The sequence below is a fragment of the Paenibacillus baekrokdamisoli genome, from assembly GCF_003945345.1.
Classification (GTDB): Bacteria; Bacillota; Bacilli; order Paenibacillales; family Paenibacillaceae; genus Paenibacillus_Z; species Paenibacillus_Z baekrokdamisoli.
Genome location: NZ_AP019308.1, coordinates 5,281,156 through 5,293,708, shown reverse-complemented (window position 1 = coordinate 5,293,708; position 12,553 = coordinate 5,281,156). Strand labels below are relative to the sequence as shown.

At 49.4% G+C, this 12,553-nt stretch carries 10 protein-coding genes; 9 read left to right on the top strand and 1 reads right to left on the bottom strand.

The features are described from left to right. Positions 1 to 24 precede the first annotated feature (24 nt). The gene (locus EKN16_RS23255; RefSeq protein WP_125662827.1) at positions 25 to 675 is read left to right on the top strand and encodes a 50S ribosomal protein L25; all 651 of its coding nucleotides are present in this window, start codon (positions 25 to 27) and stop codon (positions 673 to 675) included. Positions 676 to 737: 62 nt separating this feature from the next. Here EKN16_RS23255 and EKN16_RS23250 read toward each other — a convergent pair whose 3' ends face one another. After that, positions 738 to 938, bottom strand: a complete 201-nt coding sequence (locus EKN16_RS23250; protein ID WP_125662825.1) for a hypothetical protein — start codon at positions 936 to 938, stop codon at positions 738 to 740. A gap of 189 nt (positions 939 to 1,127) precedes the next feature. Between EKN16_RS23250 and pth the strand changes: the two genes are divergently transcribed. The 8 genes from pth (at position 1,128) to yabN (ending at position 12,541) form a co-directional block, all read left to right on the top strand. Further along, on the top strand, positions 1,128 to 1,688 hold the full coding sequence (gene pth / locus EKN16_RS23245) for an aminoacyl-tRNA hydrolase (protein ID WP_125662823.1): 561 nt from the start codon (positions 1,128 to 1,130) through the stop codon (positions 1,686 to 1,688). Positions 1,689 to 1,743: 55 nt separating this feature from the next. Then, complete coding sequence (locus tag EKN16_RS23240; protein ID WP_125662821.1) at positions 1,744 to 1,974, top strand: anti-sigma-F factor Fin; 231 nt, start codon at positions 1,744 to 1,746, stop codon at positions 1,972 to 1,974. Positions 1,975 to 2,096: 122 nt separating this feature from the next. Beyond that, complete coding sequence (gene mfd, locus EKN16_RS23235; protein ID WP_232015965.1) at positions 2,097 to 5,624, top strand: transcription-repair coupling factor; 3,528 nt, start codon at positions 2,097 to 2,099, stop codon at positions 5,622 to 5,624. After that, positions 5,611 to 6,672, top strand: coding sequence for a peptidylprolyl isomerase (locus EKN16_RS23230; RefSeq protein ID WP_125662817.1), 1,062 nt, complete (start codon positions 5,611 to 5,613; stop codon positions 6,670 to 6,672). Before mfd ends, EKN16_RS23230 begins: the two co-directional genes overlap by 14 nt. Positions 6,673 to 6,771: 99 nt before the next feature. Continuing rightward, a complete protein-coding gene (locus EKN16_RS23225; RefSeq protein ID WP_164522962.1) occupies positions 6,772 to 7,821 on the top strand; it encodes a lactonase family protein in 1,050 nt (349 codons plus the stop codon). A 486-nt stretch (positions 7,822 to 8,307) separates the two neighbouring features. Further along, entirely contained in the window at positions 8,308 to 8,850 is a 543-nt protein-coding gene (gene spoVT, locus EKN16_RS23220; protein ID WP_125662813.1) for a stage V sporulation protein T, read from the top strand. 148 nt (positions 8,851 to 8,998) lie between these two features. After that, on the top strand, positions 8,999 to 10,849 hold the full coding sequence (locus tag EKN16_RS23215; RefSeq protein WP_125662811.1) for a putative polysaccharide biosynthesis protein: 1,851 nt from the start codon (positions 8,999 to 9,001) through the stop codon (positions 10,847 to 10,849). A 171-nt stretch (positions 10,850 to 11,020) separates the two neighbouring features. After that, positions 11,021 to 12,541, top strand: a complete 1,521-nt coding sequence (gene yabN, locus EKN16_RS23210; protein WP_125666571.1) for a bifunctional methyltransferase/pyrophosphohydrolase YabN — start codon at positions 11,021 to 11,023, stop codon at positions 12,539 to 12,541. Positions 12,542 to 12,553: the final 12 nt, after the last annotated feature.

The following is a 12,553-nucleotide window of genomic DNA, read 5'->3' as shown; positions in this document are numbered from 1 at the left end:
GTACAAGGAGGATTACATTCTATTATGGCGATACTTTTCAAAGCAGAAAAACGGACAGCAGGTACACGGGGAGAGCTGAAGAAGATGCGGCAGCGTGGAATCATTCCTGGTGTCGTATATGGTACGAAGCTTAACAATCCGGTTAACATTTCAGTAAACGAGAAAGAGCTTATGGCGCTTTTACGTTCTCATCCACATGCACTGCTTGATATGGATGTCCCTGGAGTCGGCAAACAGCCGGTTATGATGACGGAAGTACAGCGTGATTCGTTATCCCGAAGCGTACTCCACATTGATTTTCACCAAATTAACATGAATGAAGCGGTTAAAACGTCGGTACGCATAGAAATGACGGGAGACTCACAGGGGGTTAGGGAAGGCGGTATCCTGCAAGCGATGCTTCATGAGATTGAAGTGCTTTGCTTGCCAGGGAAAATTCCCGATGTAATTGAAGTCGATGTCACCAAACTTCAAATCGGAGAGAATGTCTTAGTAGGCGATCTTGCTCTTCCAGAGGGAGTGACGACGAGACTCGAACCTGAGCAAGTTGTCGTAACCATCCTAGCGCCACAGAAAGAGCTTACAGAGGATGAGGCCGCTGATCAAGCGGTTAAAGCTGCGGAAGCTGCTGAGCGGGCGGAGGAAGGGCGCTTAGAGGTGCATACGGATATTTAGAGAAGGATACGGAATAGGTACGACAAGGGAGGGCTGCCATGAGCAGCCCTTTTACTTTTTTTTCAATAACCAGGTCTAGAAACAAAGGTAAATTGCCTGCGGCTGTAGAAAATATTATTAATCTTGATAAACTCAGAGCTGTATTGTTCGACGAAGCCGATGCCACTATGCTGGCTACCCCAATAAATTTGGATGGGAACTTGATGTTGGTGATGATCCTTGAATTGATAATCATCGATGATCAATTGACCGTTTACATACATGGGAATTCTCCTTTATGTACGAAGTTCGGCAAACAGCTGCCTCTATACATATGACAATCTGGGAGGAAGATTCGTTGCATAGTGACATTTTTTTATTTTTTCTTATCTATTGAAAGCTCAAATTTAGGGGAATATAGCCTGGGCCCAAACCAAAAGCCAGCAATATCATATAGGAGTTGACGACTCAGCATGAAATGGATTGTCGGATTAGGCAACCCCGGCACTGCTTACCAAGGGACGCGTCACAATGTAGGGTTCATGGCTGTTGATGCGCTTGCGAAGCGATGGGGGATAAGTGTTACACAAAGTAAATGCAAAGCGCTGCTCGGTGAGGGTAACGTTGGAGGTACTAAGGTAGTCCTTCTCAAACCGATGACCTATATGAACCTGTCCGGTGAGACGGTAAGAGGGTTTATGGATTATTTTAAAGCGGATCTGGAGGATATCATTGTCGTTTATGATGATCTGGATACGGAAGTCGGCAAGATCCGTCTTCGCTACCAAGGAAGCTCGGGCGGTCATAATGGGATAAAGTCCATTATTCAGCATACTGGCACGCAGCAATTCAATCGGGTACGTATGGGGATTACCAGACCCAAGCCAGGCATGAATATCGCGGATTATGTGCTATCTAGCTTCCCTAAAGCTGAAATGGACTTCGTTTCCTCGATGGTGGAAGAAACCTGTGATGCGATAGAATTTGCGCTTAAGTATCCGTGGGAACAGACAATGGCCAAGTTTAATCGTTAAAGTTCAGTCATTGCGGGCATACTAAGGGTATAACAAACTCTTAGGAGGCATACATATGGCTGTAAATTACATTTGTCGGCATTGTAAGTCGGCGATGGGCTCGATTGATAGCACGCAAATATCGGAATCGCAGCTAGGCTTCCATTTCTTGACCCTTGAAGAGCGCAGCGATATAATAGCGTATAATCCAAACGGAGATGTTACGGTCAAAGTCGTCTGTGACTACTGCCGTGAGGCGATTGAAAGTAATCCAGAGCTGTTGCTTGTGTCCAGTCCTCTACAGTAAAGAGGATGATTGCCAAATAGCAAGAGAGCCTAGGCGCACGGCCGAGGCTCCTTTTGTGACGGCATGTAAAAAAGCCGTCTAAAGATATTCCGTGCCTGTGGATGAAACGAGGTGCCTGTGCATTGAAAGCATTACTAGAGGCTTACGCCGCGGATACGGACTATCAGTCGATTGTATCTGGAATAAGAAAAGGAATGCGGGAGCAGCTGATATCCGGCTTAGCTGGATCATCACGACAAGTGATGATTGCGGCGCTGAAGCGGGAATTCGAGCAACCGCTGCTTGTTGTTACTCATAATATGTTCGCAGCACAGAAGATTGCTGAGGATCTAGTGGAGTGCTTGTCCCCGGATGAAGTATTACTTTATCCAGCCAATGAATTAGTAGCTGCGGAAGCGGCCATATCAAGCCCGGAAACCCTGGCCCAACGGATGGATGTGCTTATCCGATTGTCGCAAGGCTATCGCGGGATTGTTGTCGTGCCTTTCTCTGGCGTGAGACGCTATCTGCCGCTTAGCGAGGTGGTGGCATCTGCTCGTATTGAGCTGAAGGTGGGCCAGTCCATCCCTTTGGAAGCGTTTTTACGACAAATGGTTGAGCTTGGCTATGTACGCGTTGATAAGGTGGAAGGAAAAGGGGAGATGAGCGTTCGCGGCGGTATCGTCGATCTATTCCCGCTGACATCGCCTCAGCCTTATCGGATTGAATGGTTTGATGATGAGATTGATTCTATTCGTACGTTTGATCCTATTGATCAGCGTTCGCTAGATAAGCTGAGCGAGTATACCATTCCCCCTTGCCAGGAGCTGACGGCGGATAAGCGTAGGTTTGAGAATGCGGCGCAGCAAGCCTCTGATCGGCTGGAGGAGCAGCTGCTGAAGATGACGGATCGCATGGCCAAAGACAAGCTGCGTTCCGAAATTGGCTTGGAGATTGAGAAGCTGCGGGATCATCAGTATTTCCCTGAAATTTATAAATATATTTCCTTGCTCTACCCGGAGCGTCAGACACTCTTTGATTATCTGCCGAAGGATACGCTGCTTATTTATGATGAGCCAACCCGCCTTATTGAGACAGCACGTCAGTTAGAGCGTGACGAAGCGGAATGGGCAACGCATTTGCTTGCCAATGGAAAGGCTTTGCCAAGTCTGCCTATTGCCAGGTCTTCGGATGAGGTGCTCTACCAACGTCCGTTCCAGACGTTGTTCCTTTCCCTATTCTTAAGGCAGATTCCGCATACACAGCCGCAGAACATCCTGAATGTTGTCTGCCGCTCGATGCAGAATTTTCATGGCCAAATGAACGTCTTGAAGGCAGAGATGGAGCGATGGCGTAAGGCTGGTGCTAGCGTCATGATGATGGCGGGCAGTGCGGATCGCATGGATCGGATGCGCCGCGTACTGGATGACTACGGAATAGAGCCGCCAACGTTGATCGAGGGCAACCTGCAATCTGGCTTTGAGCTGCCTTCCATCCATCTGATCGTAATTACTGAAGGGGAGATGTTCTCCCAGAAGCAGCGGAAAGCTCGTCGATTGGATAAAAAAATAGACAATGCAGAGCGGATCAAGAGCTACACGGAGCTGAAGGTCGGCGACTATGTGGTTCATCAGAATCATGGAATCGGCCAATATATTGGCATTGGCACGCTTGAGATCGCTGGCATCCATAAGGACTATATTCATATTGTGTATGCAGGCGGCGATAAGCTGTCTGTTCCGATCGAGCAGATTGATCTGATTCAGAAATATGTGGGTCAAGAGGAGAAAGAGCCTAAGGTCTATAAGCTCGGAGGCAGTGAATGGACCAGGGCGAAGAGCAAGGCTCAGACCTCGGTCAAAGATATTGCTGATGATCTTATTAAGCTATATGCGGAACGTCAAGCGACCAGCGGATTTGCCTTTGGTCCGGATACGACGTATCAGCAGGACTTTGAGGCTATGTTCCCTTACGATGAAACTCGCGATCAGTTGAGGGCTATTGAGGAAATTAAGAAGGATATGCAGACGGAGCGTCCGATGGATCGCTTACTGTGCGGTGATGTTGGCTATGGCAAGACAGAAGTGGCGGTTCGGGCCGCGTTCAAATCAGCTATTGAGGGTAAGCAAGTTGCGATTCTTGTGCCGACAACCATTCTAGCCCAGCAGCATTATGAGACATTCCGCGAGCGATTCTCCGGATTTCCATTTAAGGTTCAAGTATTAAGTCGCTTCCGTTCCAAGAAGGAACAGACCGATACGATGAAGGGGCTCAAGGCGGGAACTGTGGATGTCGTGATTGGCACCCATAGACTGCTGTCACAGGATATTATATTTAAAGACTTGGGTCTGCTCATTGTAGATGAGGAGCAGCGTTTCGGTGTTTCGCATAAAGAGAAGCTGAAGCGGCTCAAGATGAATGTGGATGTACTGACACTGACGGCTACCCCGATCCCGCGCACGCTACATATGTCCATGCTGGGTGTTCGTGACTTGTCCGTTATTGAGACACCGCCTGAGAACCGCTTCCCAGTCCAAACGTATGTAGTGGAATACAGTCCTTCGCTCGTCCGCGAGTCGATTGAGCGAGAGCTGGCACGGGGCGGTCAAGTGTATTACCTCTATAACCGTGTACAAGGCATTCATCAAATGGCAGAGCAGATCCATGCACTCGTTCCTGAGGCGAAGGTTGCCGTGGGCCATGGACAAATGTCCGAGCAGGAGCTCGAGAAGACGATTCTGGACTTCCTGGATGGCGAGTCAGATGTTCTTGTCAGTACGAGCATTATTGAGACGGGTGTCGATATCCCGAATGTGAACACATTAATCGTCCATGATGCGGATAAAATGGGCCTATCTCAGCTTTACCAGCTGCGCGGTCGTGTGGGAAGGTCCAACCGAATCGCCTATGCCTATTTCACCTACCAGCGAGATAAAGTATTGACGGAGGTAGCTGAGAAGCGCCTGCAGTCTATTAAAGAGTTCACGGAGCTGGGCTCTGGCTTTAAGATTGCCATGCGTGATCTGTCTATACGGGGTGCGGGTAATCTGCTAGGAGCGGAGCAGCATGGCTTCATTGCTTCTGTCGGGTTTGATCTATACTCCCAGATGCTTGCTGATGAGATAGCCAAGCGGAAAGCCGAGATGGATGGGACAACGGTTGAAGTAGTGAAAGAAGTGAGTACCAATATCGATATGAGTATTGATGCGTACTTGCCCTCAGCGTATATTTACGATAGCATACAGAAGATAGAGATCTACAAAAAAGTGGCAAATCTGCGCACCTTTGAGGAAGCGGATGATTTACGTGAGGAACTGGTCGACCGATTCGGTGATTTGCCGCAATCTGTTGACAATCTGCTTTCTGTAGCTCGTCTCAAAATCTTTGGAGCAGCCTGCGGAATTGAGCAAATCAGTGGAAAAGGTGACGATATCACCTTACGGTTTGCGGAACGTGAGAAGCAGCGGTTTGACACGAAGAAGGTTGACCAGCTGTGTTTGCAATTGGAGAACCGATTTAAGCGGTCAACAGGTCAGGAATCCTATCCTCTTGTGCAATTAAGAGGCAAGGGACTTGCGATCGAACAGAAGCTCGAGTTATTGGAACGCTTTTTGAAGCATTATAAAGAAACCATTCAATCGAAAGGGGAACTACAGGATGTTACGCACTAACTATTGGAAAAAAGGGATTCTACTCTCGATTACAGCTGTACTTGTTATCGTATTAGCAGCAGGATGCGGCAAGAAGAATCAGGAGGCAGCTGCTCCTGGTGCAGGAGAAGGCAAGGTTGTTGCAACCTATACAGACGGTACGGTGACGGAGACAGAATTCAAGAAATATTCCACTTTCTTCGGCATTGTACAGCCGCAGACGGAAATGTACTTAAGCATTCCCCAGCTTCAGGAGCAATTCCTTCGTGAATATGTCGGTTACAAAGTATTGTTCAAAAAGCTTCCTGTACAAACGAAGGATGAAGCAGCTAAAAGCAAAACCGATGTAGACGCTTTTTACGCACAAATCAAAAAAGCAATTGATGGAACACCAGCAACAAAAACAAAAGTAGAAGCAGCGAAATTAACCGAGAGCGATATTAGATATTTCTACTCGATGATTACTCGAATCATGGCTAATGAAGAAAGCAAAGTAACAGATGCTGAAGTTAAGAAGCAATATGAAACAACGAAAGACGATTATAATGTCATCAGTGTTCGTCATATTCTAATAGGCACAGTAGATCCACAAACAGGCGCAGAGAAGCGTAAAGATGCTGATGCACTCAAAATTGCAAAAGAAGTCAAAGCGAAGCTTGATGCAGGCGGCGACTGGAAAGCATTAGCTAAACAGTATTCCGATGATGCGGGCTCCAAGGAAAATGGCGGTTTGTATGAGAATCAACAGGCTAAAGGTTGGGTTGCTGAATTTAAAGATGCCGCTAACAAACAAGCAATTGGTAAAGTTGGCGATCCGGTCAAATCCTCATTTGGTTATCATGTTATGAAGGTTGAGAAGCGCGAACCAACTGCGTTTGAGAAGCTGACTGCAGCTGACCTTGCTGCGTTGAAGCAAGCAGTAGCCTCAACGAACATGAATAATTTTATGACTAAGGATCTGCCGAAACTCATTACTAAGATCACATTGCCTGAAGCTGCTAAAACGGGTACAGGGAAAACAAACGATACAACAAAAACGGAAACAAAAACAGAAACAAAAACAAAATAAGCGCTGGTTTGAAGGACAAGCTCAACCACTGATGGTTGAGCTTGCTTTTCATAAAAATTGAAGTGGTGAGGGTTAGATGACATGACTGGAGGGCTTAGAGTGGAACAGCAATTTTATGTGGGTTCTTATGGGCATCAGGATGAAAGTGTTATTCATTCCGTGAAATTCAATGGTGCTACTGGTCAAATGCGGTTAATGAAAGGGACGAAAGGCATCGAGAATGCTTCCTTTCTAACGGTCAATCGTGATCGTACGATGCTGTATGCAGTGAGTGAGAAGCATGGTGGCGAGCATGGAAGTATCGTTAGCTTTACTATGGATTCCGCTAGGGGACATCTGAAAGCGGTTACAGAATTATCGACTTTAGGGGGAGTGCCTTGCCACCTCGTTATGGATAAACAAGAGAATCATATCATCGTGACGAATTATTCGGGCGGCAATGTGTGTTCTTTTGGACTTGGTGAGGATGGAACGCTTGTTGAGCTAGTAGATAATGAGATACATACGGGTAGAGGCCCGAGAGATGACCGTCAGGAAGCGTCTCATCCACATTCGGCTATCGTTGACCCGCTGAACCGTTTTGTCCTTGTAGCTGACCTGGGAACCGACAAGATCGTTCATTATCGGCTTGAAGGGGAGACGGGACGCCTTATTCCTCACCGTGAAACGAACACTGCTCCAGGAGCGGGTCCGCGCCATCTTGTCTTTCACCCTACTGGCGAGCTGCTCTATGTGGTCAACGAGCTTGATAGCACGGTTGTCGTATATCGTTATGATGCTGTGGATTCAATGCTTCAGGTGCTGCAGGTTATCCGCACGCTGCCGGAGTCGTTTGAAGGAGAAAGCACCTGTGCTGATATTCATATCACCTCGGATGGGCGATATTTATATGCTTCTAATCGCGGGCATGATAGCCTTGCTGTATACCGAGTTGTAGAAGGTGGAAAGCTTGAGCTTGTTGAATATGCACCATGTGGTGGGAGTACGCCGCGAAACTTTGCGATCACGGCAGATGATCGATACGTAGTAGTTGCTAATCAGAGCTCTGATACTATAGTGAGTTACAGCATTGATCAGGAATCCGGAAAATTGATGCCTACTGGACATCAATTGGATGTGAAGGCTCCTGTGTGCATCATATTCTTCTAATTACGATACGAACAGAGATGAGGAGGCCTGAAAAGGGCCTTTTTGTTTTTCTTGCAGGTGATCCGTCTGCGCAGCGGGCTTCTACGTACAGAGGTTCGGGTGAATCCGGAATTTCTCGCCTTGAAGCGGGAGCGTAGCCAGTTGCTAATGCGTGAGTAAAACGCCCAGAGACGGTAAATCATAGTAGGGAATAAGAATGGAAATGCGAGCATCCTACCTCTTCTTTATAAGCGGAATGATGCTTTTGTATTCTCATCCGAGGGGCAGCAGGGTACGCAAGGGCGACCAACTATGGAAATTAACGCCATCAGCGGAGAATCAAGACTTGAAGCCCTTTACTCCTTGCATAAGAAATTGGGAGTGGATGAATACTATGGTCAGATTCGCAATCACCATTTTTCAAGGATCCTCTCCTCTTCAGTAATAGAGAAGCAGCCTGCATCCAGTCCAATTCAAAACCTTCAAGGAAAGTGGGGCAACTAGAACATGAAAGCAACTGGAATTGTTCGTCGCATCGATGATCTCGGTCGGGTCGTCATACCAAAGGAAATCCGCCGAACGCTGCGTATACGCGAGGGCGACCCGCTAGAAATATTCGTCGATCGTGACGGCGAAGTTATTCTTAAGAAATATTCCCCGATTGGGGAGCTTGGCGATTTTGCCAAGGAGTATGCCGAATCTTTATCTGAGAGCACCAACCACATTACGTTAATAACGGACCGGGATAACATCATTGCTGTCGCAGGGGCACCGAAGAAAGATTATTTAGAAAAGCAGATTGGTATGCTGCTCGAGAACTGTATGGAGAATCGCAAGGCAGTTATCGAAACCACCGGTGGATCCTTTGAGGTTGTGAAGGATGTTGGCGAGAATTTCAGTTCCTTCGTGGCGGCCCCAATTGTAGCAGGTGGAGATCCAATCGGAACGGTAGTCTTACTTAGTAAAGACGATAGTGTGAAAATGGCGCAAATGGAAGTCAAAATGGCTGAAACAGCAGCTGGTTTTCTAGCTAAGCAAATGGAACAATAAATCTTGGGCTTCCTTGAAGAGGGCGATCTTCACGGAAGCTTTTTTCTTGCGTGAACGCCTGACTCGCCTGATAGCGGACATTCACAGCTTGCCGCTTTCAGGTATAATACAAGAAGGAGAGATGACGTAGGGCAGGTAGGTGTACAGCTTGAAGCGAGAAGGGAATCATCCTGCTTCATCGACAGATGGCATAGAGCAGACCGGAGTTGAAAACAGGATTAGCGACTATCGACAACAAAGCCAGTCTACTGGCTTAAATAGCGGGGTACATAGCAAGTTTGCATGGAGAGGCGCTGTCCTTATGGGAGTGGCCATGCTTATGAGCAAGACGATTGGAACGCTGCAAAAAATTCCCTTGCAAAATGTAGCGGGTGATCGTGTTTTTGGTATTTATAATGCCGTTTATCCGCTGTATCAGCTGCTCTTGGTCATGGTGACAGCGGGCTTTCCTGTGGCAGTCTCGTTAGTAGTTGCGGAGCATGAAGCTGTTGGAGAACGATCGGAAGCGAGGCATGTGCTTAGAGCAAGCATTCTTCTGCTGGCGGGGAGTGGTATAGCTGGGTTTGCGCTATTGTGGTTTGGAGCAGGCCGCGTGGCGTTATGGATTGGCGACCCGAGCACGGGACGAGCCATTCAAGCTGCTGCGCTGGCTTTATGGTTTATGCCCGTTATGGCTGCATTGCGCGGGTATTATCAAGGCCGAGGACAAATGCTGCCCTCCGCTGTATCGCAGTTAACGGAACAGCTCGTTCGGGTTACGGCCATGCTGACCCTGCTTTGGATTGGGTGGCAATATGGCTGGTCGGACGCCTCTCTTGCTGCCGGTGCAACCTCTGGCTCAGCATTCGGCGGTGCAGCTGGACTTGCTGTTATGCTGGTGCATGGATTGCGGGAGCGTAGAGCAGGCGATAATGGAGGAGAGACTGAATCAGCTAGTAAGCGCGAGCTTACAGGGATGTTGGTCAAGGATAAAGAGGAGGAAGGACTGGAGCGAGCGAACTGGCTGAATCATAAGGGCGTTCAGCGAAGGGAGAAGCAATGGAGCGGGCGTGGAACGAAAAGCATCTTGAAACAGGTGCGACGTCTTGCTGCGCTGGCTATACCTATCACACTAGGGGCGCTGGCTGTACCGGCGCTTAGTGTTGTTGATGCGTTCACCGTACCGCGGTTGCTGCGAGGAGCGGGTATGAACGAAATCGAAGCGATGTCCTTGTTCGGTATTTATGGCCGAGGGTTGACGCTCGTGCAATTGGTAGTGATGGTTGCAGGCGCGATTGGTGGTGCGCTTGTTCCTGCACTTGCCACAGCACGTACGCGTGGCGATGTGGCCGCAATGCGGCAGCAGGCGACCATTGGTATGCGAGCTGCTTGGGCGATTGGCGCAGCGGCCTCGATTGGGCTGGTGTTACTAGCCGAGCCTATTAATGTTATGCTGTATGCGGACAATGAAGGCTCGCGGACGTTCGCACTAGTTGGTTGGACGGGGCTCGCGGGAACTGTTAACGCGATTGCCGCAGCAATGCTGCAAGGGCTGGGCAAGGTTCGTGCGCCCGCGCTGTTCATGCTCGCAGCCGCGGTGCTCAAGGCCGCTTTGAACGCCGCGCTTGTGCCGGCGTTCGGCACGGCCGGCGCGGCCTGCGCCGGCATCGCTGCGCTCGCGGCGGCCGCCCTGCTTAGCGCGGCGGCCGTCCGCCGCGCCGCCGGCGCGGCTATGCCCGCGCGGGGCGCCGCGGGCATAGCGCTCGCGCTCGCGGCCATGGCCGCCGCGCTCGCGCTGGCCGAGCGCGGCGCTGCTGCGCTGCTCGGCCCTGTGCTGCCGCCAAGGGCGGAAGCCGCCGCGCTTGCGCTTGGCGGCGTCGCCCTCGGCGGCGCGGTATTCGCCGCCGCCGCGCTGCGCTTCGGCGGCATCTCGGCGCGCGAATTGCGCGCTCTGCCTGGCGGCGAAGCCATAGCCGCCCGCTTGCGCAAATGGCGGCTGCTGCCAAGCGGCGGAGACTAGCCGCTAGCAGCATTGCCTTTCAAAAGCCATACGGCGCGTAGGCGCATCGCGGAGTAACCCTAATCGCTAATCATTAATCCTTAATCGTTAATCACTAATCACTAATCATTAATCGTAAACTGCGAATCGTACCAAACAGATTACATCCACCCATAGGAGGTTACATAGATGATGAAACCAACCATTACAGTCGTTGGTCTCGGATCCGGGGATCCTGACCAATTAACACTAGGGATCTGGCGCAGGCTGCAAGCCGTCCCACACCGTTATGTAAGAACGGCGGAGCACCCGATGATGAGTCTTTTTAAAGAACATGATATGCTTTATAAGTCATTCGACAGCTTATATGAACAACTGGACTCCTTCCCTGACGTATACGCTGCGATAACGGAGGCATTGATTCAAGAGGCGCTGTTGCTTGCGGCTAGCGATGCCGCCGATGATAGCGGATCGGCGCATGCGCATGAAATCATTTATGCTGTTCCTGGGCACCCGATGGTGGCCGAACGGACTGTTCAGCTCTTGCGTGAGCGCTGCCCGGAAGAAGGCATTGATCTCACGATTTTAGGTGGGGAGAGCTTCCTCGACCAAGCTTTCACACGTCTTGGCTTCGACCCGATTGAGGGCTTTCAGCTTCTCGATGCAAGCGATCTAAAAGCATCGCTGCTGCGTCCAGAGCTGCACACTGTAATCGGACAAGTATATGATGAATATACAGCATCTGACGTGAAGCTAACGCTAATGGAACGCTTGCCGGATGATTATACCGTTATTGTCGGCCATTCGCTTGGCATAGCTGGCGAGGAACAGATTCTAGCGGTACCGCTTTACGAGCTGGATCGGACGCCTGGATACGGCAACCTATCCCTCATCTGGCTTCCGCGTTCAACCGACGAAACGCTTCGTAACCGCTCTTTTGAAAGGCTTCATGAGATCGTTGCTATTTTACGTAGTCCGGAGGGATGTCCGTGGGATCGTGAACAGACGCATCTCACCCTTCGTAAGAATTTCATTGAAGAGACCTACGAGGCGATTGAAGCGATCGATAACGATGATCCAGACAACATGTGTGAGGAGTTTGGTGATGTGATTCTGCAGGTTATGCTGCATAGCCAAATTGAAGAGGAGGTCGGCTCTTTCTCCGTTTATGACGTGCTGCAGGCACTGAATGAGAAGCTAATCTTCCGTCATCCGCATGTATTTGGCGACCTTGGTGCGAATAATTCGGCAGAGGCTCTTCAGAACTGGGAGCAGATGAAAGCAGAAGAGAAGCGGCGTAAAGGCATTGATCCTACAAAAGCATCCCAACTAGATGGTATCCCGCCCGATCTGCCAGCGCTGATGAAAGCTTACAAAATTCAGAAGAAGGCAGCTAAGGTTGGCTTCGATTGGGATGATATTAAGCCGGTACTGGACAAGATCGATGAGGAGCTTGTCGAATTGCGAGAAGCGATTGAAAGCAAGGATGCGGAAGAGCAAGCCTCAGAGCTTGGAGATCTCCTATTTGCTGCTGTTAATGCTTCACGGTTCATTCATGCGGATCCAGAAGAGGCGCTTGCACGTACGAATCAAAAATTTAAGAAACGTTTTGAATATATTGAGCAGCAGCTCCGTATAAGTGGGCGAACCTTTGACCAAACTGATTTAATAGAGATGGATAAATTTTGGGAGGAAGCGAAGAAGTTCTCCTGAGAATCTATCCTG